The organism is Pantoea sp. JZ29 (genome assembly GCF_035190385.1).
Lineage (GTDB): Bacteria > Pseudomonadota > Gammaproteobacteria > Enterobacterales > Enterobacteriaceae > Pantoea > Pantoea stewartii.
Window position 1 is genome coordinate 2,145,058 of the sequence record NZ_CP045241.1, and the last position, 24,050, is coordinate 2,169,107.

The following is a 24,050-nucleotide window of genomic DNA, read 5'->3' on the forward strand; positions in this document are numbered from 1 at the left end:
CAGGTGGTAAATATGGATAACTTTATCAGTGCGGATACGATTCGCACGGGCTTCTCCCAGGCCATGTCGGACATGTATCAGCAGGAAGTGCCGCTCTACGGGACGCTGATGCAGTTGGTGAAAGCGGTTAATGAGGCAACGCTTGCGGCTGATAGCGTGCTAGAGCAACGGCTGACCGAGGCCGATGAACTCAGCCGCCTCAGTCTGGAGCGCCACGGGGCCATTCGCGTCGGTAGCGCGGACGAGCTTGCCATGCTGCGCCAGATGTTTGCCGTCATGGGCATGTTTCCGGTGGGCTATTATGATCTGTCGCAGGCGGGCGTACCGGTGCACTCCACCGCGTTTCGCCCCATTGATGATGAAGCGCTGCAGCGCAATCCTTTTCGTATTTTTACCTCGCTGTTACGGCTGGAGCTGATTGCCGACCCGGCGCTTCGGGATGAAGCCGCACGGATTTTAGCCTCGCGCGATATTTTCACGCCGGAATGCCGAAACCTTATCGCGCTGCATCAACAGCAGGGCGGACTGACGGCGCCCCAGGCGCAGGCGTTTATCAACGAAGCGCTGGAAACCTTCCGCTGGCATTCACACAGCCTTGTGGAGAGCCGCACCTATCAGGCGCTGAACCAACAACATCGGTTGATCGCGGATGTGGTATGTTTTCCGGCCTGCCATATCAATCATCTTACGCCACGCACGCTGGATATTGATCGTGTTCAGGCGCTGATGCCGACGTATGGCATTGATCCCAAAACGGTGATCGAAGGTCCGCCCCGGCGCAAGGTGCCTGTTTTGTTACGTCAGACCAGCTTCAAGGCACTGGAAGAACCCGTCATTTTCACGGATGGTTTTCAGGGCACGCACACGGCGCGCTTCGGTGAGATCGAACAGCGCGGCGCGGCCTTAACGCCGCAGGGCCGCGCGCTTTACGATCGTCTGCTCAGCGAAGCCGGGAGCGGTGCGGATAATCAGCAGCACCAGCAGCAGCTCACGGCGACCTTTGCGGCTTTCCCGGATGATGAAAACGCATTACGTGAAGCCGGCTTAGCCTGGTTTACTTATCGGCTCAGCGAAAAAGGGCGAGCGGAACCGCCGCAGCGTGGGGAATCACTGGCAAGCCTGATTGAGCAGGGGCGGATTCTGGCGGACCCTGTTATTTATGAAGATTTTCTGCCTGTCAGTGCGGCAGGGATTTTTCAGTCTAATCTCGGGGACAAAACGCCGACACGTTCGGCGGGACAGGCAAGCCGGAGCAGCTTTGAAACCGCACTGGGCTGCCCCGTGCAGGATGAAATGGTGCTGTATGCAGAGCGGCAGCGGGCGTCCTTACAGCGCTGCGGCATCACCTTATAATATGAACGGGGCGGAACTGCCCCGTTTTTTCTTTACTGCAGGCGCGTATCACGGACCAGCGTAAATCTTCCCGCCCCCAGAAACATCACCACCAGAGCGCCGAACAGGTAAAGTGCTTCCGTTTCCAGTGCCCAGGCACCGACATCGGTGCGATGCCATACTGCGCCGGTTTTTACCAGCAGCGTGGCGACAACCATATTCACGGCAATGATAAACGCCGCTGGCCGGGTCATGAAGCCTGCGATCAGCATCAGCGGCGCAATCATTTCCCCTATCCAGGCACCCCAGGCGATAAAGCCCGGCAGACCGTGTTGTCGCAGCAAATGGGCAATCCAGCCCACGCCATGCACGAGCTTAAACTCACCATGAAACAGCAATAATCCCCCAGAGTCAGACGTAGCAACAGTTTGCCGAGATCGGGATGATCGGTCATGCGCACAAAAACCTGATTGATACCGCTAAACATTGTCAGTTCCTCAAAGGCGTTTTCGTTACGCTCTCCACTAAAAACATTTTCATGACAGGGGTCAATCACGGCGACGCCTTCGGGCGATTTTTCAGCGCATTTAACGTTTTGCTTAACAACGCGTCAGAACTGGACAACATCAGATTGCCTGAAATAATGAAAAGGCACGCTAACAAGGAACACTGCATGAAAAATGACGGCCTGAAAATCGCGCTGACTGACGGAGAACTGCAGGGCACCCTTGATGACGGGATCTTTGTATTCAAGGGCATTCCGTATGCGGCACCGCCTGTCGGCGCGTATCGCTGGCGCGCGCCACAACCGGTTAAGCCCTGGCACGGTGTACGCAATGCACAGCACTTTTCTGCAGCGAGTTGGCAGAATCGTGACTACTGCCTGGCGATTGGCGGAGGCGATCCTGGTGTATTCAGTGAAGACTGCCTGTACCTCAACGTCTGGACGCCAGAGCTGCAGCCAGAGGTTCCACTCCCGGTCATGGTCTGGCTTCACGGCGGTGGCTTTACGATCGGTTCAGGTGGGCTGGCACCCTATAGTGGAAAACCCTTAGCCTCGCGGGGTGCGGTGGTGGTGACCCTTAATTACCGTTTGGGACATCTGGGTTTTTTTGCTCATCCCGCACTGGAAAAAGAGCAGGCTGACACGGGCCATATCAACAATTTCGCGCTGCTTGATCAGATCGCGGCATTACGATGGGTACAGCAGCATATCGCCGCGTTTGGCGGGAATGCCAGCAACGTGACGCTGTTTGGCGAATCGTCGGGCGCCCGCAGTGTGCTTTCGCTTTGCTGCTCACCGCTGTCCCGGGGGTTGTTCCACAAAGGGATCGTGCAAAGTGCCTATAGCCTGCCAGACGTCACCCGCGACGCGGCACGTGAAAAAGGCGTTATGGTGGCGACCGCGCTGGGTTTACCGGCGGATGCCAGCATGGCGCAGCTGCGTGAGCTGCCTGCGGACGCCTTCTGGACGCTGGACAGCTCGCTGGGCCTCGGTCCGGTGGCCATTGCCGGTGATACGGTGCTGCCCGAGCCGGTCCTGAAAACGTTGATGGCGGGAAAACAGCACCGCCTGCCGCTGATGGCGGGCAGTAACAGCGATGAAGCGAGCGTACTGGTCTGGTTTGGCGTGGAGGCTGCCGCCGTGGTGGGACAGCTACGGCGTAATAACCATTTTCATTATCGGTTACTGCGCTGGATTTACCGTACCGGGGATGATGCGCTGCTGGGGCGGGCTGTCGCGCGGGATATGACGTTTAGCATTGTGCCCTGGCTGATCATGCGTGCGCAGGAGAAAGCGGGCATGCCGGGCTGGCGCTACTGGTTCGACTACGTTTCAGAACGATCGCGCGATCTCTACCCGCACGGCACCTGGCATGGTAATGAAATCCCTTACGTGATGAATACGCTGGCGATGATGCCGCCTGCCGACGACGACCGCACCTTTACCGCCGCAGACCATGCTTTTTCTCAACAGGTTTGCGATTACTGGTTTCGCTTCGCACGTGATGTAACCCCGCACACGACGATGATTGAAGGCAAACAACGCTGGCCCGCCTGGCGCAAAGAGCATGACGTGACAATGTCACTGGGATGGCAGGGTCAAGCGGCTCTCAAACTGTTACCGGGTTTTATGCGCCGCCGCCTCGCTTTGTTCCGTTTGATGATGTCCCGCCTGGTGCGACTGTAAAGGGTGAACCAGCGCGGTGCGCGCCAGACGTACGCCGGCCTGCACATTTCCACCCGCACATTATCTGTGCGGGTGGATGAAAAAAAATAACAAGACCGTTACATTTTCCCGCGAGCTGCCGATAAATCTCCTGTGTCCGGTTTTACGGATTAACGTTCAAGGGATTTCTGTATGGGTATGCTTAAAAATTTCACTATTCGCACGGTTATGTTGACCATTCTGGGGCTGTTTAGTCTGTTGTGGAGCGGCATTGGGCTGTTCAGCATTCATTCGCTTAACTCCCTCAGTGATGGCAATGATGTGGATCGCCATATCGTTGAGCAGATGACCGCGTTAAGTCAGGGTAACGACCAGTATTTTCGTATGATTACGCGTTTGTCGCGTGTGATGGAGAAAAAGGCCGCCGGTGTCGCCCAGGATGACACCGCCTTTGCTCCGGTACAGCAGGCGTTAGATAACATGCGTCATCAACTGGCGCTGTTTAAACAGCTGTCACCCGGACCCATGGACGCGGCCGTGACGAATGAGGTCATTGATAAATGGCAGCAACTGCTGGATCAGGGCGTCACCGTGCAGTTGCAGCGTGCCCGTCAGGATTCGCTGGATGCCTATCGTCAACAGGCGAATGACGTCACACCTGCGCTCAGCCGCGCCTTCGGTGCCAGCACCGAAGCGTTTAACAACGTGGCCAACAAGAAACTGGGACAAACCCGTATTGAAGTGGATCGCCTGACCGCCGTGACTAAAACGATGATTTCAGCCACCGTGGTGATTGGTCTGCTGATTCTGCTGTTTACCGATCGTTATCTGGTCACAATGCTGGTCAAACCGCTGGAGAAGATTCGCGAGCATTTTGCCGTAATCGCCAAAGGGGATCTCAGTAAACCCGTTCAGGATATGGGCCGTAACTGCGTTGGTAAACTGGTTCCGCTGCTCAGTGCGATGCAGGACAGCCTGCGTGATGCGGTCAGTGCCATTCGCAGCGGCACAGAGAATATCTCGCGCGGTGCCGCCGAAATCTCTATTGGTAATAACGATCTGTCCTCCCGTACGGAAGAGCAGGCTGCCGCGCTGGAGCAAACCGCCGCCAGTATGGAACAGCTGACCGCGACCGTGAAATTTAACGCGGAAAATGCCCGTCAGGCCAGTGCACTGACCGAAGCGGCAACGCTGACGGCGAAGCAGGGCGGCAACCTGGTGGATGAAGTTGTGACCACCATGAACGGTATTTCCGACAGTTCGAAGAAAATCGCTGAGATCACCAACGTCATTAACGGCATTGCGTTTCAGACCAACATTCTGGCACTGAATGCGGCCGTAGAAGCCGCGCGTGCCGGTGAACAAGGGCGAGGCTTTGCCGTCGTCGCCAGTGAAGTGCGCAATCTGGCACAGCGCAGCGCCGGTGCGGCGAAAGAAATCGCCGGGCTGATTGCCGATTCTGTGCAGCGCGTGGAAAAGGGCGCGGAACTGGTGGGTACCACCGGCGGCACGATGAGCGGCATTTTAAAATCCGTCCAGGATGTGGATGCAATTATGAAGCAGATCGCCGCCGCCTCGGAAGAGCAGAGCAAGGGCATTTCTCAGGTTGGTACGGCCGTGACGGAAATGGACAGTGTGACGCAGCAAAACGCGGCTCTGGTTGAAGAGGTTTCTGCCGCCGCCAGCGCGCTGGCGCTGCAGACGGAAGCGCTTCAGGCTTCTGTTGCACAGTTCCGGTTATCGAGCGATGCGCCGGTAGCGCTGACACAGGACAGAAGGCCGCCAGCGGCGTCTGCAGGCCCTGCAACAGCACCGTCTCCTGTACTGCGTCCAAAAGCCGCCACGGCAGAGAACGGCGACTGGGTCACCTTCTAATCAATATGACTACCGCCTTCATCATGAAGGCGGTGATGTTTCAACTGCCTGTCTTTGCCGTACTCCCCGATTGCGCCGCCAGATAACACAGTTTCTCCGCGACCTGATACGACTTAACGAACGACTTCACCGGCAGGAATTCGAAACGTGAATGGAAATTGTGCGCGCCTGTGAAAAAGTTAGGGGTGAAAATACCGCGGGCAGATAAGGCCGCGCCATCGGTACCGCCGCGCATGGGAATCACTTTGGGTGTAATGTCCAGATCGCGCATGGCAGCAAAAATCAGATCCAGCGCCCGGCGGTCGTCGCCCATGGCATTGCTGATATTGCTGTAAATATCGTGAATCGTTATCTCGACCTGTCCGGTGGGATAGCGTTCAGCAATCAGGCTGGCAACATGCTGCAATTGTTCTTTGCGCGCGGCAAAGCTCGCCAGATCGAAATCGCGAATTGATGCTTTCAGCGTCGCAACACTGGCATTGGCCTGCATTTCATTGAACCAGATATAGCCTTCACGGCCTTCCGTGTGTTCGGGCGTCGCCTGCCTGTCGAAGTGACTGATAAAGTCATGGGCCATCAGCAGCGGGTTGACCAGCACACCTTTACCGGACATCGGATGGGCGGGAACCCCGGTGAAACGCAGCTCTGCCGCCGCGCCATTGAAGTTTTCATAGACCACTTCACCCAGTTCACAACAGTCGATGGTCCAGGCAAAGTCCACATTAAAGCGGGTGTTAAGATCCAGCGCTTTGGCACCGCGCAGGCCAATCTCTTCATCGGGGACAAACGCGACGACTACATCACCGTGCTGATCCTGCAGGTTTTCCATTAACGTCATAACGACGCTGACCGCCGCTTTGTTATCGGCGCCCAGCACGCTGGTCCCGTCGCTGAAAATAATGTCCTGGCCCATATAAGGGGCAATTTCAGGATGCGCATCCCGGCGCAGCCAGATGTTCTGTTCGGGATTAAGGCACAGATCTTCGCCCTGCCAGGTCAGGATCTGCGGGTGAATATCAGGTGACAGACCGACGTCAACCGTATCAATGTGCGTAATAAACCCAATGCGTGGCGCGTCAGGGCAGTTGCCCGGTTTAACTGCCGTTACCGTCGCCTGTTCATCAACGACGACCTGTTCAAGCCCCAGTTCGCGCAATTCATCCGCCAGCAGCGCCGCCATCGCATGTTGACTCGGGGTGCTCGGTAAGGTGCTGGACTTTGCATCACTCTGACTGCTCACCGCCAGATAACGGAAAAAACGCGTGATCAACTGCGTCTGAAGTTTGTCGGTCATCACTAATCCTTATTAGTTGACTACATGCGGGGTTCGCTATGGTGAAGATTCATGCTATCAATCCACTGTTTGCACCGTTTATTTAGAGAGTCTGATATATAGAAGTCAACATAAAGCGAGGATAATAATGAGAAACAGGTTTACAACCCTGGGATTGCTGACGGCCGGTATCGCATTGGCAGGAAGTGTTAACGCGACGACGCTGGTCTACTGCTCAGAAGGCTCACCGGAGAACTTTAATCCGCAACTTTACACCTCGGGAACCAGCGTGGATGCCAGTGCCGTGCCGGTGTTTAACCGCCTGGTTGATTTTAAAACCGGCACCACAGAATTAATTCCAGGCCTTGCAGAACGCTGGGAGATCAGTCCCGACGGCAAAGTCTATACGTTCCATCTTCGGCATAACGTTAAATTTCAGAGCAATAAGCTGTTTACGCCCAGTCGTGATTTTAATGCGGATGACGTCATCTTCTCTTTTATGCGCCAGATGGACAGCAACCATCCCTATCACAACGTCTCGGGCGGGCACTATTCCAACTTCGACAGTCTTGAACTGGCCACGTTAATCACCCACATTGACCGCGTTGACGATCACACCGTGCGCTTTACGCTGGCGCACCCGGAAGCGCCATTTCTGGCCGATCTGGCCTGGTATTTCGCCTCCATTCACTCGGCAGAATATGCAGACAAGATGCTGAAAGCCGGCACACCGGAAAAAGTGGATAGCGATCCCATCGGAACAGGGCCTTTCCAGTTGGTTCAGTATCAAAAAGACTCACGCATTCTGTATAAGGCGTTTCCGGACTACTGGCAGGGCAAGGCCAGACTGGATAGGCTGATTTTCAGCATCACGCCAGACGCGGCCGTGCGCTACGCCAAACTGGAAAAAAATGAGTGTCAGGTCATGCCGTTCCCGAATCCTGCCGATCTCGAAAAAATGAAACAAAATCCGGACATCACGCTGAAACAGGCCGCGGGACTGAATACCGGTTTCCTGGCTTTTAACACCACCAAAGCCCCGACCGATAATGTGCAGGTTCGCCAGGCGCTGGCCATGGCGATCAACAAGCCTGCTATTATCGAGGCGATTTTTAAAGGCACTGGCGTGGTGGCGAAAAACATTCTGCCCCCCGGCGTCTGGAGTGCCGACAAAGACCTGAAGGATTACGATTACGATCCGGAAAAAGCGAAAGCGTTATTGCAACAGGCAGGCGTGAAACCAGGGACGGAAATTGCGCTCTGGGCGATGCCGGTACAGCGTCCCTATAATCCCAACGCACGCAGAATGGCGGAGATGATCCAGGCAGACTGGGCAAAAGTGGGCATCAAAGCCAATATTGTCAGTTACGAATGGGGCGAATACCTGAAACGTGTGCGCAGCGGTGAACATCAGGCGGCCCTGATGGGCTGGACGACGGCAACCGGGGATCCGGATAACTTCTTTGGTCCGCTTTACAGCTGCACGTCGGCGAAAGGGGGATCGAACTCATCAAAATGGTGCTATCAGCCCTTTGAAAAGCTGATTACCGCCGCCCGTGCCGAACCCGATCAAGCCAAACGCACGGTCATGTATCTGCAGGCGCAGCAAATCATGCACGACCAGATGCCGGCCGTAATGATTGCCCATTCCACCATTTTCGAACCGATCCGCAAATCGGTGACCGGTTACGAAGTGGATCCCTTCGGCAAACATATCTTTTATCAGGTCGATATTAAGCCGTAATGTCCGTCACCGGCTTCACAGGGAGGTGAGTCGGTTTGCCTGCAAAATCCCTGATATGTTGTACAGTTAACCTGTACAGGTAATGAAGTGGAGCACAAAAATGGCAAACGGCTGGGCAGCAGAAGGGGCAGTACAGGAGCAAATCGACAGCACCGTTAATGACGGTATCGAACGTGTGCGTCAGTCACTGGGACAGGGGGAAAGTGCCACAGAATGCGAACTGTGCGGCGAGCCGATTCCCGAAGCCCGCCGTCAGGCACTCAAAGGTGTGCGTTATTGCGTTTCCTGTCAGGAAAAGATCGATAAGCAGAAAAAAGAGAGCAGTCTCTACAACCGGCGTGGAAGTAAAGACAGCCAGCTACGCTGATCTCAGGAGCCAGGCATCGCCAGGCCGCTGCCGATGAACCAGGCGAGAAAGCCAATACCTGCCACAATGATAGCGATGGGGAACAGCAGACCAATTCTCATAATTATCCTGTGAGGTTACGCCACGTCAGGCCAGCCGCAAGGCGGCACGGTTGTTCTTCAGCAAAGTAAATAATTCAAACTGCGTGGCGTCCGTGATCTGACGCTGCACTTCACCTTGCGTATACAGCAGCAGATGAATATGCCCCAGTTGACGCCAGACGATGATCGCCGAGGCAATCAAGGCGCAGGTCGTTTCTGCCTGCACGCATTCTACTGTAGCGTAGCGAACGTCGTCTAAATCATTCGTGAAAATTTTCACCGCCTCAGCAGGTAAGATGGCCTGGAGATCCTGCAACATCACCCGGCTGACGCTACGCGACAGGTACAGCGTTAACCACTTTCTCGTCATGAACGTTGATCCTTTTTCGAGGTTAACGGATGTAATGGATGAGTCAGGTAGAAGGGCATCCTCTGACAATATAAGCGGTTATCGGGTGTGTTTAGCACCTTTCTGACGCGCTGCCCCTTCGGGCGCCGGAACAGGTCGTCTGGCCGTTCAGTGCCGCAGTGCATGATAGCAGACGAAGACGCATCGGCAGGCTTCTGCGAGGCGCAGAAGCCTGCTTCAGTTAACCATTAGAGCGTAACTGTGGGTAGCGCCGGAAAATATACACGCACCACAGCAGCGCGACCAGGCCGATCATCGCCCCCACGTTACCGACGTCAGACAGGCTCATATATACGCTCACCTGACTGCCCAGTAACGCGCCCGCACCGATGCCGATGTTATAAATGCCGGACATCAGCGACATCGCCACGTCGGTGGCATCGGGTGCCAGTGACAGGACACGGATTTGCATCGCCAGGCCAATCATCATCATCGCCATTCCCCAGACGACGCAGAGGGTGATAATCGCGCCAGGACGCACGGCGGCAAAAATTAACAGCCCCATGCATAAGGTGACCAGGGCGATGGCGCTGATCAGCAACGCTGAGGGAAAGCGTTTACCCAGCGAACTGAACAGCAGACTGCCAATAATGCCGGCAGAACCAAACAGTAACAGCAGCAGGGTGGTAAAACTTTCGCTGGCATTCGCCACCAGTTGCATAAAGGGTTCAATATAGCTGTAAGCCGTATAGTGCGCGGTCACAATGAGTGTAACCAGCAGGTACATGCCTGCCAGGGCCGGGCGGCGGAACAACAGCGGTACGCTGCTTAATGAACCGGTGTGTTCACTGGGCAGACGCGGCAAGACGCGCGCCAGCATAATCATCAGGATCAACGCTGACAGCCCGATCACGCCAAAGGTGGTGCGCCAACCCAGCGCCTGCCCCACAACGCGACCAATGGGCACCCCCAGCACCATGGCCAGTGCCGTACCGGTTGCCAGCATACTGAGCGCCTGCGTTTTTTTACCGGCAGGCGCCACACGAATGGCCAGTGAGGCGGTAATGGACCAGAACACTGCATGTGACAGCGCAATGCCAATGCGGGAAACGATTAACGAACTGAAGCTCCAGGCGAATGTCGAAAGAACATGGCTGGCTACAAAGAGGCTAAACAGTACCGTAAGCAGTAACCGCCGTTCAACATTACGCGTCAGCAGCATTAACGGCAGGGACAGCAGCGCCACCACCCAGGCATAAATCGTCAGCATAATGCCCACTTCAGCGGTTTTCATCGAAAACCCGGCAGCAATATCCGACAGTAAACCCACCGGTACGAACTCAGTGGTATTGAAAACAAAAGCGGCGATGGCCAGCAGCACCACGCGTAGCCAGGCCGTTTTACGGGAAACAGTTGTTAAAGGCATGAGAAGTTAAATCTGTCTGTGCGTCAAAAGAGGATGACAACGATCATCCCACGAAAGTGACCTGCGTCACAATTTAGTGGCTATTGTGTAGGAATCAAGCGCCGGGTGGAACCACCTGGCGCAGATTATGGTGATTTTTTTAGCCCGATGTGCAGCCTCAGGGAATCAGGGCTGGCGCGTCCCGCGTCCCGGCATCATACGCAGCAGCGTATTGTCCTTCAGCGCATAGTGATGGAACAGGGCTGCAGCGACATGTAAGCCGATGAGCCAGTAGCCCAGTGGCGCCAGGGTTTCATGCCAGTCGACGAGCGTATCAGAGAGATCGAAATCAGGTTCCGCAGCGACCGGCATGGGAATGCCGAATAATAACCACTCACGGCCCTTCAGGTAACGTGAGGCGATGCCCAGCACCGGCAGACTGATAAATAAGGCATAAATCAACGTGTGCGTCAGGTGTGCCAGGCCCGTTTGCCAGCGCGGTACGGGTGGCGTAATCGCAGGGCTGCGATGGCGAATTTTCAGCAGTAACCGTGACAGCATCACCACCAGAATGGTTGCGCCCGCGCTAAAGTGTGTCACGGTCATCACAAAGCGCTGCCAGGAGCCCCGTTCCACATAACCGCGCAGCTCCATCGTGGCATAGACAATAATCAGCAGCAGCACGGTCAGCCAGTGAAGGGCAATTTGAGACGCCGCATATTTATCACGCATGTTAAATCCCTGTATTAAGAGTAAGGCCTCTAAGATAACGGAAAAAAGGCAAAATGCTTAACGAATTGGCGACTTAAAGCGGGACGGCTACAGGGGCAGGTCGGCAGCAACTGAACGGCGGGCTGGCAGGGCAGATGGCGGCGATATTCCGCCATCCTCAGGAAAAACGCGGCTGAATGGGATCGCAAAGGCATGCGCTGTGATCAGAAATCGATACCGTGCTTCAGTCCAACGCTGTCATGCAGGGGTGGGGTTTGAGCAGACATAACCGGGCAACAGTCGTCGCAGCCTAATGCGCTGGCATAATATTTTCGGGCCTGCTGTATAGCCGCTGTTGCAGAGTAAAACGTGCCCAGAAACAGTCGGTCTTCCAGACCCGGAAGGTAGCGACAGCCTTTGGCGTGTACCACGTGGTTATCGTTGTAACCGGATTGTTTATTGACGTAATAGTAATGCGCCATGAGGTCTCCCCTAACAGTGAATTCAAAGATGGCATTAATCTTTGGGATTAAACCGATTATAGCGGGGAAACACCGGTAGTTAGCAATGATACTGATAATACGGACAATTCTTGTACAGCGGATTTTCCGGGCCGCATTGTGCCCGGAAAATTTGTTAAGTTTTGCTAGAGTTTGCGTTGATGCAGCCGCCACGCGACCGCCAGGGCCAGCAGCAGCAGGGTAGAGATAAACACGGTAATGCCCGGCCAGCCAAACTGATGCCAGAAAAAGCCCCCTGCCGTACCCGCCACGCTAGACCCCACATAATAACTGAACAGATACAGTGAAGACGCCTGGCCTTTTGCGCGACGCGCGCGTGGCCCAATCCAGCCGCTGGCCACGGAGTGTGCGGCGAAAAAGCCAGCACTGAACAGCATCATCCCAATAAAGATCAGAACCAGCGCATGAAAGGCGGTCAGGAGCAGGCCCGTCAGCATGATAAGCGTTGCGCCCAGCATCACCGGCCCCCGGCCATATCGACTGGTTAACGCGCCGGCTTTGGGCGAACTCCACGAACCGGTCAGGTAAACCACGGACAGCAGTCCCACTAGGGCCTGGCTTAAATGCCACGGCGCACCCAGCAGGCGATAGCCGATATAGTTAAACAGGGTGACGAACGCCCCCATCAGCAGTAAGCCTTCCGCGAACAGCAATGGCAGGCCCGCGTCGCGCCAGTGCAGGCGAAAGTTAATGGCCAGATGGCGGGGGCGCAGGGATGTCGGGTGAAAATGCCGCGAGGCGGGCAAAATTTTCCAGAACATCAGGGCGGCCGCCAGGGCAAAACAGCCAATGGCGGCAATGGCGACGCGCCAGGAGAAAAAGTCGGTTAATACGCCGCTGATCAGGCGACCGCTCATCCCGCCAATCGAATTTCCGCTGATATACAGCCCCATCGAAAAGGCGACTACGCTGGGATGGATTTCTTCACTGAGATAAGTCATCCCGACGGCCGCTACACCGCTGAGCGACAGGCCAATAAGCGCCCGCATCAGCAGAATGCCGTGCCAGCTTGTCATGGTGGCCGAAATCAGCGTGCAGACGGAAGCCAGCATCAGCGCGGTGACCATGACAGATTTGCGACCGACAGCATCGGACAAGGGGCCGGTAATCAGTAAGCCCAGCGCCAGTGTCGCGGTGGAGACCGACAGGGAAATACTGCTGGCGGCCGGTGACACGCCAAACTGTGCAGAGAGGACCGGCAGCAGCGGCTGCACACAATACAGCAGCGCAAAGGTGGCCAGCCCGGCCGAAAACAGCGCCAGTGTCACGCGCATAAAGGGCGGAGTGCCGCGCACGATCCACGCCTGAGAAGGTGATGCAGGCTGCTGCGCCACATTTCTGTCCAGGGCGACAGCCGATGAAGAGCGATTCACAGTAATCCTTATGAGTAAAAACAACGAATAACGTAAGGCTAGGAAAAGCGGATTAGGTTGTCTAATATATTAATAATCTCAAATAATATTTTTAACCTATGAATATCGAGCTGCGTCACCTGCGTTATTTTATTGCTGTTGCAGAAGAGCTGCATTTTGGCCGCGCGGCGCAGCGGCTGCATATTTCTCAGCCGCCGCTCAGTCAGCAAATCATGCACCTTGAGGCAGAAACCGGGGCGCAGCTGTTTAACCGCACCAACCGCAGCGTGCAGCTCACGCCGGCCGGGCAACAATTTTTGCAGGATGCGCGCGCCATTCTGTTGCAGGTTGAGCAGGCGACCCAGCGTGCGGCACGACTACATCGGGGAGAAGAAGGGGAACTGCGCATTGGCTTTACCTCGTCTGCCGCTTTTATTGGTGTCGTCTCGGATGCGCTCTATCTGTTTCGCCAGCGCTGGCCTGATGTTCATGTTCAGATGCAGGAAATCAATACCCGGCAGCAGCTGACGCCGCTCCATGAAGGGAAACTCGATTTGGGTGTGATGCGCAACACGCCGCTGCCTGCGGATCTGCATCATCAGCTCCTGTTACAGGAGCCGCTATGCGCGGTGGTGCACAAAGCCCATCCGCTGGCGTCCGCCGGGAAGATTTCTTTACAGGCGCTGACCAGTGAGCCTTTTGTCTTTTTCGATCCGCAGGTGGGAACGGCGCTTTACAGCGAAATACTCGATTTACTGCAACGCTATCAGATCAAACCCTATATCACTCAGGAAGTGGGCGAGGCGATGACAATTCTCGGTCTGGTCGCGACCGGTTTAGGCGTGTCTATTTTACCGGCATCGTTCAGCCATGCCCGCCTGACGAATGTCGTCTGGCTGCCGCTTGAGGAACCGGATGCACTTTCGGAAATGTGGCTGGTCTGGTCTGCGCAACGGGAAATGAGCGCGCAGATGGCCCATATGATGGCGCTGTTGCGGCGGGAAAACGAACGCTCTCGCTAAAGGCGGAAAAATTATGTGTGATAAATCACATATCTAAGCAAATATTTGCCGCAAAAGGTGAATCTGCCGCACCATAGCGGATATTTATTTAGAAGCGCGAAAATAACCGGAGCAGGGTGTGAGTTCGGACAGCCAACCTGGCCATATTGACCAAATTAAACAAATCAATGCTGGCGTCGTTTACCGATTAATTGATCAGCATGGCCCCGTCTCGCGCATTGAATTGTCCAGGCGCGCCCAGTTAGCCCCAGCCAGTATTACCAAAATTGTCCGGGAAATGCTGGATGCCCATCTGGTTCAGGAAACCGAATTCCAGGATCCGGGCGCGCGTGGTCGTCCCGCTATCGGGTTAATTCTGGACACGGAGGCCTGGCACTACCTGGCCCTTCGCCTGCACCGTGGCACATTAACCCTGACGCTTCGCGATTTGAGCAGCAGGGCGCTGGTTGAAGACCATTTGCCCCTCCCGGATGATCCCACCCAATCCTTACTGACCACACTGACCGACCATGTTGATGCGTTTTTTATCCGCCATCAAAAGCGGCTGGAAAGGCTGACCGCCATTGCTATCACGTTGCCGGGGCTGATCAACGTCGCATCAGGCGTGGTGCACCGGTTACCCGGTTATACCTGCCATGATATGCCACTGGGCAGCACCCTGGCGGCCCGAACCGGCCTGCCGGTGTTTATCCAGCATGATATCTCGGCCTGGACATTGGCAGAATCCCTGTTTGGCGCATCGCGCGGTGCGCAGGATGTCATTCAGATTGTCATTGATGAAACCGTGGGGGCGGGCGTGATCACGGACGGACAGTTACTGCACAAAAGCGGACGTGCGCTGGTCGAAGTGGGCCATACGCAGGTCGATCCCTATGGTCAGCAATGTTACTGCGGGAATCATGGCTGCCTGGAAACGGTGGCCAGTACCGGCAGTCTGCTGGCCCTTGTTGCTCAGCGTCTGCCGGGACAGCCCGACAGCCTGTTACATCATCAAACCTTAACGCTGGAGGCGGTCTGTGAGGCGGCCCAGGCGGGTGACAGGCTGGCCCGCGATGCCATCGCCACGGTAGGGCATCATGTGGGCAGGCTGCTTGGCATGATGGTAAACATCTTCAATCCTCAACATATTCTTATCGGTTCACCGCTAAATCAGGCGGCGGACATCCTGTTCCCGGCGGTACAAAACACCATTCATCAGCAGTCGTTACCGGCTTACAGCGCAGGCATTCAGCTTGCACCTACTGAGTTTACTGAGCCTGGCACACTCGGTGCGGCGGCGCTCATTAAAGATTCGCTCTATAGCGGTTACCTGTTAGTGAAGTTACTACAAGGTTAAGCAACACTAACCTTGCGCTAACGCAATCTGCCTGTGCTTTTCCTTCCTTAGAATGTCTGTTCGCACGAAAGACTCATCGCCGATGAGTCGAAGCCGCTGGTGAAGGAGACGTCGAGTGAAAACGCTATTTATTGCGGGAACAGATACCGAAGTGGGAAAAACCGTTGTGTCGCGCGCCCTGTTACAGAGTTTTATTCAGGCCGGTTTCAGTGCCGCAGGCTACAAGCCCGTTGCCCGTTGTGGTGTCAAAACGGAAGAGGGCCTGAGAAATAAAGATGCGTTGTTTTTACAAAGCGCCTCGTCCATGACGTTGCCTTATCAGGCTGTGAATCCCGTTATTTTCGAAAAAGAAGAAATCGGGGGTTATCCGCCTTGTGAGGTTAACTATGCGCGAATCAGTCAGGGGTTAAAGAACCTGCATCAACTGGCCGATCGCGTCGTGGTTGAGGGCACAGGAGGCTGGCGCAGCCTGATGAATGATGCCCAGCCGTTATCGGCCTGGGTGGTGGAACAACAGTTGCCGGTGATCCTGGTCGTGGGGATTAAAACGGGCTGCATCAGCCATGCGTTGCTGACGGCCGAGGCTATTCTGGGTGATGGCTTACCGCTGGCAGGCTGGGTGGCAAACCGGATCAATCCGGGGCTGGCGCACTATGCGGAGATCATTTCAGTCCTGCGTGACAAGCTTCCTGCGCCGCTGTTGGGTGAGTTGCCCTATTTGCCGCGTGTTGAGCAGCGTGATGTGTCCCGCTACCTGGATATCTCCCTGCTCGATGCCGACAAGCTGCCGGTTGCAAAGGCGAAAATAGCCTGACGCCCTTCATCTGAAAACACACGCTAATAAGAAAGACAGTGACACAGGATGCGAAACACGAAACCCGCTCGATGGAAAAGGGCCGCAACCGGGGTGCGGCCCTGATTTTTCAGGGATTCAGACGGCGACGCGTACGGCCGGAACTGAGGTAGTCCGCGATATAATCCTGCGAAATTTCCCCGCTGTAACGGCCTTCTTCATCCACAATCGGCATCCACACCGTGTTGTGTTCATACAGCTTTGACAGCACCACGCGCAGGTTCTCCTCGGCTTTGCCGGTTACCCGGAAGGTGTGCAGGATATCCTCACAGCGACCGCTGGCGCTACGCGCCTCGCGACGTTTAACAAACCCGAGCGGTTTACCATCGTCGTCCACGACGGTAATGGAACGCATATCGTTATCGTCCATAGTGCTGAACGCATCCATCAGTGGCGTCGAACGTTTTACCGTGATGGTCGGTTGCTGATCGGTCACATCACCCGCCTGCACCAGCAGCAGACGTTTCAGAGTGCGGTCCTGACCGACAAACGACCCGACAAAATCATTCGCTGGCGTCGCCAGTAATTCATCCGGGCTGGCGCATTGCACAATTTTGCCCTGGCCAAATACGGCGATGCGATCGCCAAGTTTCAGCGCCTCGTCAATATCGTGGCTGACCAGCATGACCGTTTTCTTTAACTGACGCTGCATATCCAGGAACTCATTCTGGATGACTTCACGGTTAATCGGGTCCACCGCACCAAAAGGTTCATCCATCAGCAAAACCGGTGGATCCGCCGCCAGCGCGCGAATAACGCCAATACGCTGCTGTTGCCCGCCCGACATTTCACGCGGATAGCGATGCAGAAATTTCGTGGGATCCAGTGCCACCATGCTCATCAATTCGGTGGCCCGCTCGCGGCACTGTTTTTTGTCCCAGCCCAGCATGCGCGGCACGACGGTAATGTTTTCCTCAATCGTCATGTTAGGAAACAAACCAATTTGCTGAATAACGTAGCCAATATTGCGGCGCAGCGTGGTCGTGTCCTGGGTGCTGGTGTCCTCACCGTTGATGAGAATACGTCCGCTGGTGGCCGGAATCAGGCGGTTAATCATTTTCAGTGTGGTCGTTTTCCCACAGCCGGAAGGGCCCAGCAGTACGCACATTTCGCCCGCCGGCACCTCAAGACTTACATTGTCCACCGCTTTCATCAGCGTGCCATTTTTCTGGCTGAAGGTTTTCGTCAGATTTTCAAGTTTTATCATTATCGAATTCCCTTAGGAGTCAGCGCCAGCTGCAAACGGTGCAGCAGCCAGTCAAGAACAATCGCCAGCAGGCAAATCATCAGTGCGCCGGCAATCAGCATGCGCACGTCACTTCCGCTGATGCCATCAAGCAGGAGCAGGCCAAGTCCGCCCGCACCGATCACCGCCGCGATGGCCATAACGCCGACATTCATCACGACGGCGGTGCGGATACCGCCAAAAATGACGGGCAGGGCCATGGGGATCTCAACCCAGCGCAGACGCTGCCAGAACGTCATCCCAATGCCCCGACCGGCCTCACGCAAGCCATCCGGCAGGTTTTCCAGCGCGGTATGGGTATTACGTACAATCGGCAGCAGGGAATACAGGAACACCGCCGTGATGGCAGGCACCGCACCGATTCCCTGACCGATCAGCGAAAACAGCGGGATCATCAGACCAAACAGGGCGATGGTCGGAATGGTCAACACGATGGTGGCGATGCCCAGTACCGGCGTGGCCAGCCATTTAATGCGGACAATTAAAATGCCCAGCGGCACGCCGGCCAGAATGGCGCAGCCCACAGCGACCAGCACCAGCCAGGTATGCTGCCAGGTCAGCGTGAGCAGGTTATTCCAGTTATCAATGATGTAATGAAGGGTATCCACGATGCCTCCTTACAGCATGTTTTTGGATTGAAGGAAATCGCGCGCCACCTGTTCCGGTGACTGATGATCGATATCCACGCGCTTGTTCATCTCGGTGATGGCCTCATCCGTAATCAGCGGTGAAAGCTGATTCAGCGCCGCCTCAAGGCCGGGATGGCTCTCCAGCACATCTTTGCGTACGACCGGCGTCACGTTGTAGCTGGGGAAGAAGTGCTTATCATCTTGCAGCACCTTGAGATCGAATCCTTTTACGCGCCCATCCGTGGTGTAAATCAAGCCCGCATCAACAAAACCGTCGCGGATCGCGTTGTACACCAGACCCGGGTCCATCTGACGAATTTGCGATCTGTCCAGCGTGAGGTTGTAGGTCTTCTGCAGCGGCTTCATCCCATCCGAACGGCCATAGAACTCCAGATCCAGCCCCAGTCGCCAGTTATGTTTCGGGTCGGTTTTGCGCACCTGATCAATTTTGGCCACCAGTTGCGACAGGGTAGAAATACCTTCTTTATCCGCCCGCGCCCGCTGCATGGCAAAAGCATAGGTGTTGTTCATCGGGGCTGGATTAAGCCAGATCAGCCCCAGCCTGCCATCCAGATTTTTAACGGTCTGGTAAGCTTCCTGTGAGGACATGGGCTTGTTGATATGGTTGAAAATAATCAGTGAGGTACCGGTATATTCCCACGTCATGTCGATTTGCTTGTTAATCATGGCATTTCGACTGATTGTCGTGGCAATGTTGCGTTTAGGGATAACCTGAAACCCTTTCTTTTGCAGCCACATCACGGTCATGGCAGAAAGAATGTGTTGTTCCGTAAAACTTTTCGTCGCCAGCACCAGCGGGGCGGCAGCCTGAACGCTCTGGCTGAGCGCCAGCGTCGCCGTCAGGGCCAGCGTACAGTGCTTAATCCAACGCGTAAGCATCATCAACTCCTGTTTTATGCCGCAGCGTGCGGACTCAGATAACGGCCTAACGTCGCCAGCAACATATCCAGTATCAGGGCCACTAACGCCGTTGCCACCGCGCCCAGAATCAGGACCGGGAAGTCATTGAGGTAAATCCCCGGAAAAATCAGCTCGCCAAAGCTGCTGGCACCAATCAGGAAGGCCAGCGGGGCGGTGCCAACGTTAATGGCTGTCGCAATGCGCACGCCTGCCAGAATGACCGGCAGCGCATTCGGCAGCTCAACCTGACGCAAGCGTTGCCATTTTGTCATGCCAATACCGTTAGCGGCTTCAATCAGTGAGGGCGGAACGGCACTCAGTCCGGCATAGGTGTTGCGGACAATGGGGAGCAGCGAGGCCAGAAACAGGGCAAACAGCGCCGGCTTATCGCCAATGCCGATCACCACCATGGCCAGCGCCAGTACGGCCAGCGGCGGCAACGTATTGCCCACGTTAAAGATTTGCATGACATATTCTGCCCAGCGACGGGCAAAGGGACGGCTTAGCAGGATCCCACTGGGAATACCGACCAGCAGGGCAAACAGCATTGACCAGAACACTAAAAACAGGTGCTGTTGGCCAAGATAGATGAGATCAACGCGGCGGGCGACCAGTGTATCCCAGCCCAGCCCCCAAACCAGTGCGCCCAACACTGCTATCACAGCAAGCAGCGCCAGACCGGCACGTTTGGCCAGCGAAGCGTTATGCATACGGATTCTCCCTGTAGACCAATCTGTTGTTATCAAACCCTGAACCGACATGACAGACGCCACAAAAAGGGCCGCCGCGTCCAAAACCATGCCGATTGTTAAACGTGTAAAACGTTTGCGAATTTCTGCGTAATTTCGTTAATCACAGTCAACGCAGTTTTAAACCTATAGCAACGTCAAGCGAAGCGCGCCAGCTTTTATCGGTAAAATCATGGAGATAGCATGGGGGCAAAATCGCCGCAGCCCTTACTACAACTGGTTTAACAGCGAAACTACCTGATTTACCCCGATTTACGTGACAATGTCACAAAAGCGCTGAATTGATTCCTGGATGTGCAGATTTGCGCTAGCCTTAGGGAACGCAAAAAGGGAGCATCATGATCAACAGCACTTCCGCGCCGCTGCGCCGCAACTGGATTCTTTTCGCCTGCATGCTCGCCATGTTTATGGCCGCCATCGAAGTCACTATTGTGGCCACCGCGATGCCAACAATTGTCGCCGAGCTGGGGGGCTTTGCGCAGTTTGGCTGGGTATTTTCGGTTTACCTGCTGACGCAGGCCATAAGCGTACCGCTTTATGGGCGCCTGGCGGATCTGTGGGGCAGAAAGAGGATGCTGTTTCTGGGCATCACGCTTTTTTTGGCAGGGTCGGTGTTATGCGGCTTTGCGCACAGCATGTTTTGGCTCATCGTGTTCCGCGCCTTTCAGGGCCTGGGCGCGGGGGCCATCATGCCGCTGACGTCCACGATTGTGGCCGATATCTATTCCCCCGAGAGCGGGCCAGCGTGCAGGGCTGGCTGTCCAGCGTCTGGGGCGTGGCGGCGATTGTCGGGCCGCTCTCGGGCGCGTGGCTGGTCCAGCACTTCAACTGGTCGGTGATTTTCTGGGTCAATGTCCCGATTGGCATCATCAGTATGCTGTTGCTGGCCATCCTGCTGCCAACACATCCACAGAAACAGCCGGCCCCGTCACTGAATCTGATTGGCAGTGGCTGGCTGACGCTGTGCATCAGCGCCGTACTGATTGCCCTGTTACAGGCAGAACAACTGGGCTACTGGCTCCTGTTGTTTTTACTCGTGGGCGGGCTGGCCGGCTGGCAGTTAACCCGCCATGAACAGCAGACACAGGCGCCCCTGTTTCCGATGCGTCTCTGGCAGAGTAAGCTGATTATTGCCGGCAATATAGGCAACCTGGTGATTGGGGCGACCATGATGGGCGTCAGCGCGTTTTTACCGACATGGATACAGGGCGTCACGGGCGGTTCGCCACTTCAGGCCGGCACCGCGCTGGCGATGATGTCCATCGGCTGGCCGCTGGCCAGTACGGTGAGTGGCCGCCTGATGCTGTTCACTTCCTATCGTTTTACCGCCCAGCTGGGCGCATTATTGTTAATTGCAGGCAGCGCCTTACTGCTGCTGTTACACAGAGAAAGTTCACTACTGCAGGCGGGCTTCACCTCATTCCTCATCGGCACCGGCATGGGGATGACCAGCACGACGTTTCTGGTGTCTGTGCAGAATCATGCCGAATATGGCATTCGCGGTATTTGCACGGCGTCGGTAATGTTCAGCCGTATGATTGGCTCCGCGCTGGGAACGGCGGTGATGGGCGCCGTGCTAAACCTCAACCTGCAGTGGCGGTTGCCACATGCAGAGGATCCGGTGCAGCAAATTATGTCGCAGACAACCCGCGACCAGTTGGCCCCGGATGAGCTGCAGCACCTGTTACAGGCGATTGCTGCCTCACTGCACTGGGTGTTTATCGTGGCGTTGGTTATCGCGTTATCGGCGATGTGGGTCGCCGGAAAAATGCCGCGTCAGCAGCCGCAACAGGCCGACTGATACCGGACCGTTTAGTCGTCAGGGTGCGATTCGGACGGCAACAGGAGAGAAAACGAAAAAGAGAAGGGCGACAATGTCGCCCTGAACGTTACTGCGTTGAGGTGTCCTGCGAGCTACCCGCGCTGTCAGGGACCGCCGCCCCGTCATCGCGACCCTGCTTTTTATAAACGATTTTCTGTGTGTCGTTATCGCAATGACCGACAACCTGTCCGCCCGCCTGGTCGGCCTGATCGTTGGGCACCACATCCAGACTAAAGCCTGATTCGGGCACACCGTTCTGGATAATTTTCTGGCTGATATCCGCTTTTACGGATTCACAGGAGGCCTGCGCCAGCAGCGGGAATGCCAAAAACGTCACTGTCAGTAATGCATGCTTCATCTTCATAACCTTTTCCTTTTGTCATGCGTCAGTCATTACTATAGCTGAAAATTACGGCAGTACCGGACGACCGGTGCGGCGATCCAGACAGCGCAACGTGTTGGGTTCCCAGTAGGCATTCAGGTTAGCGCTCTGCTCACACTTGTCGCGGGTATCAAACGCGCGGTCCGCTTTATCAAACTCTTTTTCCACCCGGCGGTTCACTTTATTGCGCAGCATGTGCGTGTCATTCCACTGCTCTTTACTCTGACGGGCCGCTTCATTATTCAGCGCGCTACTGCCATTTTCAATTATCAGGCGATCGGTGTTTGCACTCACGCCAAATGCCGTGACAGAAAGCAGGGCCACCATCAGAACCGGAAGCAATTTTTTCATCGTAATATCCTTCAGTTAACACGGGCTTACCTGTGGGTAAACTTTTGCAGCCTGTGCGCAATAGTATACCATTGCCGCTCAGATGCTCACCAGCAGTGTGCATGTCGTTTACCTGCCTGAGAGATTAACGTGCTGATCAAGACTGCATTACTGTTTTTTATTACCGCCCTGGCAGAGATCACAGGCTGTTTTTTGCCCTGGCTGTGGCTGAAAAAGGGCGCGTCGGCCTGGCTGTTAGTGCCTGCCGTATTGAGTCTCGCGCTGTTTGTCTGGCTGCTGACGCTCCATCCGGCGGCAAGTGGACGCGTATACGCGGCTTACGGCGGCGTTTATGTTCTCACGGCGCTGGTCTGGTTGCGCATCGTAGACGGGGTGAAGCTGAGTATCTGGGACTGGAGTGGTGCGCTGATTGCGTTCAGCGGCATGTTGATTATCGTGCTGGGCTGGGGCAAAGCGTAAAAAGCCAGCCCGAGGGCTGGCCTCTTAATCAGGGTTTATGCACTTTAAGGCCTGCCAGCGTCTGGCTGACGGGCATCATTTCCAGGGTGTTGATGTTGACGTGTTTAGGCAGGGTTGCCACCCAGTAAACCGCTTCAGTCACATCTTCCGGCGTCAGTGCCGTCGCGCCCTCATAGACCTTATCAGCCTTGTCATCGTCGCCTTTAAAGCGCACGTTAGAGAATTCGGTGCCGCCAACCAGGCCTGGCTCAATATCCGTTACGCGCAGGGCGGTGCCGTGCAAATCGGTGCGCAGGTTCAGGCTGAACTGACGAACAAAGGCTTTGGTGGCCCCATACACATTACCGCCCGCATAGGGCCAGCTTCCGGCAATCGACCCGATATTAATGATATGACCGACGTTGCGCTCAACCATCGCAGGCAAGACGGCGCGCGTCATATACACCAGCCCCTTCGTGTTGGTGTCGATCATATTTTCCCAGTCATTCACATCTGCCCGGTGCGCCGGTTCAATGCCTAATGCCAGACCCGCGTTATTGACCAGTACATCAATGTCGCGCCATTCTGCAGGGAGGTGTGCAATTGCTTCTTCAATGGCGGCCCGGTTGCGCACATCCAGTTGCACCGTATACAGGTTGTCGCCCAACGCGTCTTTCAGCGCTTTCAGACGTTCTGCGCGACGGCCGCTTGCGATCACTTTGTGTCCTGTTTCGATGAACCGGCGGGTAATGCTCTGACCAAACCCTGCCGTTGCCCCCGTAACAAAAATAATCATCGTGTTTCCCTTATTCCGTTTCATGGTGTTCCTTTCACCTTAACACGGCATTTTTGGCGATGTCCGCTGAATTTTACGTGCACGGTCGCCCACGGTCTGCGCCGTTTTCGTGCAGCCCGCCCCGTTATTGTGCAAACGCGTCAGGCCGGCAGGGCGCATTTTGGCCATCATTATGCAGGCAACCGATTGCGAAAGAATGGCAACCGTTTGCGTCGTGTATTAAGACGTTTTTTCGTTGCGCAACGAATATTTTTGATTAAGTTGCTGATATATAAGTTTTTATTTTATAAGCAAGGCTGGCATGACTCTTGCAAAATGTTCAAACA

The 24,050-nt window shown here is 55.3% G+C and carries 23 protein-coding genes and 2 pseudogenes; 10 read left to right on the forward strand and 15 right to left on the reverse strand.

Features of this window, described 5'->3' with window-relative positions:
* The first annotated feature begins 12 nt into the window (after window positions 1–12).
* Complete coding sequence (locus tag GC090_RS09975; RefSeq protein ID WP_054633717.1) at window positions 13–1,353, forward strand: 2-oxoadipate dioxygenase/decarboxylase HglS; 1,341 nt, start codon at window positions 13–15, stop codon at window positions 1,351–1,353.
* A gap of 32 nt (window positions 1,354–1,385) precedes the next feature.
* Here GC090_RS09975 and GC090_RS09980 read toward each other — a convergent pair.
* Window positions 1,386–1,819, reverse strand: a pseudogene (locus GC090_RS09980) (DoxX family protein).
* 186 nt (window positions 1,820–2,005) lie between these two features.
* On the opposite strand from GC090_RS09980, the gene GC090_RS09985 reads away from it, so the two are divergent.
* Window positions 2,006–3,523, forward strand: a complete 1,518-nt coding sequence (locus tag GC090_RS09985) for a carboxylesterase/lipase family protein (RefSeq protein WP_324021500.1) — start codon at window positions 2,006–2,008, stop codon at window positions 3,521–3,523.
* A gap of 171 nt (window positions 3,524–3,694) precedes the next feature.
* The gene (locus GC090_RS09990) at window positions 3,695–5,377 is read left to right on the forward strand and encodes a methyl-accepting chemotaxis protein (RefSeq protein ID WP_172912536.1); all 1,683 of its coding nucleotides are present in this window, start codon (window positions 3,695–3,697) and stop codon (window positions 5,375–5,377) included.
* Between the two features lie 40 nt (window positions 5,378–5,417).
* Here GC090_RS09990 and pepT read toward each other — a convergent pair whose 3' ends face one another.
* Window positions 5,418–6,671: a peptidase T gene (gene pepT, locus GC090_RS09995; protein WP_033741746.1), complete on the reverse strand. Its 1,254-nt coding sequence runs from the start codon at window positions 6,669–6,671 to the stop codon at window positions 5,418–5,420.
* A gap of 127 nt (window positions 6,672–6,798) precedes the next feature.
* On the opposite strand from pepT, the gene GC090_RS10000 reads away from it, so the two are divergent.
* Both GC090_RS10000 and GC090_RS10005 read left to right on the forward strand, forming a co-directional pair.
* Window positions 6,799–8,394 (forward strand): ABC transporter substrate-binding protein, encoded by a 1,596-nt coding sequence (locus tag GC090_RS10000; protein ID WP_039340267.1) that lies wholly within the window; start codon window positions 6,799–6,801, stop codon window positions 8,392–8,394.
* A 100-nt stretch (window positions 8,395–8,494) separates the two neighbouring features.
* Window positions 8,495–8,761 (forward strand): DksA/TraR family C4-type zinc finger protein, encoded by a 267-nt coding sequence (locus GC090_RS10005; protein WP_006119238.1) that lies wholly within the window; start codon window positions 8,495–8,497, stop codon window positions 8,759–8,761.
* A 2-nt stretch (window positions 8,762–8,763) separates the two neighbouring features.
* Here the strand turns inward: GC090_RS10005 and GC090_RS10010 are convergent, their stop codons facing one another.
* The 6 genes from GC090_RS10010 to GC090_RS10035 form a co-directional block, all read right to left on the reverse strand.
* Entirely contained in the window at window positions 8,764–8,862 is a 99-nt protein-coding gene (locus GC090_RS10010; RefSeq protein WP_015700245.1) for a YoaK family small membrane protein, read from the reverse strand.
* 25 nt (window positions 8,863–8,887) lie between these two features.
* A complete protein-coding gene (locus GC090_RS10015) occupies window positions 8,888–9,211 on the reverse strand; it encodes a hypothetical protein (protein WP_006119236.1) in 324 nt (107 codons plus the stop codon).
* Window positions 9,212–9,431: 220 nt separating this feature from the next.
* Entirely contained in the window at window positions 9,432–10,616 is a 1,185-nt protein-coding gene (locus GC090_RS10020) for a sugar transporter (protein WP_039340269.1), read from the reverse strand.
* A gap of 165 nt (window positions 10,617–10,781) precedes the next feature.
* Window positions 10,782–11,327, reverse strand: coding sequence for a cytochrome b561 (gene cybB / locus GC090_RS10025; protein ID WP_006119234.1), 546 nt, complete (start codon window positions 11,325–11,327; stop codon window positions 10,782–10,784).
* A 203-nt stretch (window positions 11,328–11,530) separates the two neighbouring features.
* Window positions 11,531–11,788: a hypothetical protein gene (locus GC090_RS10030; RefSeq protein ID WP_033741742.1), complete on the reverse strand. Its 258-nt coding sequence runs from the start codon at window positions 11,786–11,788 to the stop codon at window positions 11,531–11,533.
* A gap of 164 nt (window positions 11,789–11,952) precedes the next feature.
* Entirely contained in the window at window positions 11,953–13,200 is a 1,248-nt protein-coding gene (locus tag GC090_RS10035) for a multidrug efflux MFS transporter YnfM/SxtP(Kp) (RefSeq protein WP_033741741.1), read from the reverse strand.
* A gap of 98 nt (window positions 13,201–13,298) precedes the next feature.
* Here GC090_RS10035 and GC090_RS10040 point away from each other — a divergent pair, with 98 nt between their 5' ends.
* The 3 genes from GC090_RS10040 to bioD all read left to right on the forward strand — a co-directional run bounded on the left by GC090_RS10040 (window position 13,299) and on the right by bioD (window position 16,351).
* Window positions 13,299–14,201 carry a LysR family transcriptional regulator gene (locus GC090_RS10040; protein WP_324019618.1) on the forward strand — a complete coding sequence of 301 codons (903 nt, stop codon included), beginning with the start codon at window positions 13,299–13,301 and terminating at the stop codon, window positions 14,199–14,201.
* 118 nt (window positions 14,202–14,319) lie between these two features.
* Window positions 14,320–15,537 (forward strand): sugar metabolism global transcriptional regulator Mlc, encoded by a 1,218-nt coding sequence (locus tag GC090_RS10045; RefSeq protein WP_033741739.1) that lies wholly within the window; start codon window positions 14,320–14,322, stop codon window positions 15,535–15,537.
* Window positions 15,538–15,652: 115 nt separating this feature from the next.
* Window positions 15,653–16,351, forward strand: a complete 699-nt coding sequence (gene bioD, locus GC090_RS10050) for a dethiobiotin synthase (protein ID WP_054633728.1) — start codon at window positions 15,653–15,655, stop codon at window positions 16,349–16,351.
* Window positions 16,352–16,460: 109 nt separating this feature from the next.
* On the opposite strand, the gene osmV is transcribed toward bioD, so the two are convergent.
* Genes osmV through GC090_RS10070 form a run of 4 tightly spaced genes read right to left on the reverse strand, consistent with a single transcriptional unit; the run spans window position 16,461 to window position 19,896 of the window.
* The gene (osmV, locus tag GC090_RS10055; RefSeq protein WP_039340279.1) at window positions 16,461–17,597 is read right to left on the reverse strand and encodes an osmoprotectant ABC transporter ATP-binding protein OsmV; all 1,137 of its coding nucleotides are present in this window, start codon (window positions 17,595–17,597) and stop codon (window positions 16,461–16,463) included.
* Window positions 17,597–18,244, reverse strand: coding sequence for an osmoprotectant ABC transporter permease OsmW (osmW, locus tag GC090_RS10060; RefSeq protein ID WP_006119224.1), 648 nt, complete (start codon window positions 18,242–18,244; stop codon window positions 17,597–17,599). The genes osmV and osmW overlap by 1 nt, the downstream gene beginning before the upstream one ends.
* A gap of 9 nt (window positions 18,245–18,253) precedes the next feature.
* Complete coding sequence (locus GC090_RS10065; protein ID WP_324021561.1) at window positions 18,254–19,165, reverse strand: glycine betaine ABC transporter substrate-binding protein; 912 nt, start codon at window positions 19,163–19,165, stop codon at window positions 18,254–18,256.
* Between the two features lie 14 nt (window positions 19,166–19,179).
* Window positions 19,180–19,896, reverse strand: a complete 717-nt coding sequence (locus GC090_RS10070; RefSeq protein WP_006119222.1) for an ABC transporter permease — start codon at window positions 19,894–19,896, stop codon at window positions 19,180–19,182.
* 377 nt (window positions 19,897–20,273) lie between these two features.
* Between GC090_RS10070 and GC090_RS10075 the strand changes: the two are divergent.
* A pseudogene (locus GC090_RS10075) lies at window positions 20,274–21,736 on the forward strand (MDR family MFS transporter).
* An 88-nt stretch (window positions 21,737–21,824) separates the two neighbouring features.
* Here GC090_RS10075 and GC090_RS10080 read toward each other — a convergent pair.
* Both GC090_RS10080 and GC090_RS10085 read right to left on the reverse strand, forming a co-directional pair.
* Window positions 21,825–22,121 carry a DUF1161 domain-containing protein gene (locus GC090_RS10080; RefSeq protein ID WP_324019623.1) on the reverse strand — a complete coding sequence of 99 codons (297 nt, stop codon included), beginning with the start codon at window positions 22,119–22,121 and terminating at the stop codon, window positions 21,825–21,827.
* 45 nt (window positions 22,122–22,166) lie between these two features.
* The gene (locus GC090_RS10085) at window positions 22,167–22,466 is read right to left on the reverse strand and encodes a DUF1283 family protein (protein ID WP_232368641.1); all 300 of its coding nucleotides are present in this window, start codon (window positions 22,464–22,466) and stop codon (window positions 22,167–22,169) included.
* 156 nt (window positions 22,467–22,622) lie between these two features.
* Between GC090_RS10085 and GC090_RS10090 the strand changes: the two genes are divergently transcribed.
* The gene (locus GC090_RS10090) at window positions 22,623–22,949 is read left to right on the forward strand and encodes a YnfA family protein (RefSeq protein ID WP_033742212.1); all 327 of its coding nucleotides are present in this window, start codon (window positions 22,623–22,625) and stop codon (window positions 22,947–22,949) included.
* Between the two features lie 28 nt (window positions 22,950–22,977).
* Here GC090_RS10090 and ydfG read toward each other — a convergent pair whose 3' ends face one another.
* On the reverse strand, window positions 22,978–23,724 hold the full coding sequence (gene ydfG, locus GC090_RS10095) for a bifunctional NADP-dependent 3-hydroxy acid dehydrogenase/3-hydroxypropionate dehydrogenase YdfG (protein WP_033742210.1): 747 nt from the start codon (window positions 23,722–23,724) through the stop codon (window positions 22,978–22,980).
* Window positions 23,725–24,050: the final 326 nt, after the last annotated feature.

What these genes read in the sequence shown, in the direction of transcription:
- GC090_RS09975 (WP_054633717.1), top strand. Translation starts at nt 13, where the DNA reads ATGGATAACTTTATCAGTGCGGATACGATTCGCACGGGCTTCTCCCAG.
- GC090_RS09985 (WP_324021500.1), top strand. Translation starts at nt 2,006, where the DNA reads ATGAAAAATGACGGCCTGAAAATCGCGCTGACTGACGGAGAACTGCAG.
- GC090_RS09990 (WP_172912536.1), top strand. Translation starts at nt 3,695, where the DNA reads ATGGGTATGCTTAAAAATTTCACTATTCGCACGGTTATGTTGACCATT.
- pepT (WP_033741746.1), bottom strand. Translation starts at nt 6,671, where the DNA reads ATGACCGACAAACTTCAGACGCAGTTGATCACGCGTTTTTTCCGTTAT.
- GC090_RS10000 (WP_039340267.1), top strand. Translation starts at nt 6,799, where the DNA reads ATGAGAAACAGGTTTACAACCCTGGGATTGCTGACGGCCGGTATCGCA.
- GC090_RS10005 (WP_006119238.1), top strand. Translation starts at nt 8,495, where the DNA reads ATGGCAAACGGCTGGGCAGCAGAAGGGGCAGTACAGGAGCAAATCGAC.
- GC090_RS10010 (WP_015700245.1), bottom strand. Translation starts at nt 8,862, where the DNA reads ATGAGAATTGGTCTGCTGTTCCCCATCGCTATCATTGTGGCAGGTATT.
- GC090_RS10015 (WP_006119236.1), bottom strand. Translation starts at nt 9,211, where the DNA reads ATGACGAGAAAGTGGTTAACGCTGTACCTGTCGCGTAGCGTCAGCCGG.
- GC090_RS10020 (WP_039340269.1), bottom strand. Translation starts at nt 10,616, where the DNA reads ATGCCTTTAACAACTGTTTCCCGTAAAACGGCCTGGCTACGCGTGGTG.
- cybB (WP_006119234.1), bottom strand. Translation starts at nt 11,327, where the DNA reads ATGCGTGATAAATATGCGGCGTCTCAAATTGCCCTTCACTGGCTGACC.
- GC090_RS10030 (WP_033741742.1), bottom strand. Translation starts at nt 11,788, where the DNA reads ATGGCGCATTACTATTACGTCAATAAACAATCCGGTTACAACGATAAC.
- GC090_RS10040 (WP_324019618.1), top strand. Translation starts at nt 13,299, where the DNA reads ATGAATATCGAGCTGCGTCACCTGCGTTATTTTATTGCTGTTGCAGAA.
- osmV (WP_039340279.1), bottom strand. Translation starts at nt 17,597, where the DNA reads ATGATAAAACTTGAAAATCTGACGAAAACCTTCAGCCAGAAAAATGGC.
- GC090_RS10065 (WP_324021561.1), bottom strand. Translation starts at nt 19,165, where the DNA reads ATGCTTACGCGTTGGATTAAGCACTGTACGCTGGCCCTGACGGCGACG.
- GC090_RS10070 (WP_006119222.1), bottom strand. Translation starts at nt 19,896, where the DNA reads ATGCATAACGCTTCGCTGGCCAAACGTGCCGGTCTGGCGCTGCTTGCT.
- GC090_RS10080 (WP_324019623.1), bottom strand. Translation starts at nt 22,121, where the DNA reads ATGAAGATGAAGCATGCATTACTGACAGTGACGTTTTTGGCATTCCCG.
- GC090_RS10085 (WP_232368641.1), bottom strand. Translation starts at nt 22,466, where the DNA reads ATGGTGGCCCTGCTTTCTGTCACGGCATTTGGCGTGAGTGCAAACACC.
- ydfG (WP_033742210.1), bottom strand. Translation starts at nt 23,724, where the DNA reads ATGATTATTTTTGTTACGGGGGCAACGGCAGGGTTTGGTCAGAGCATT.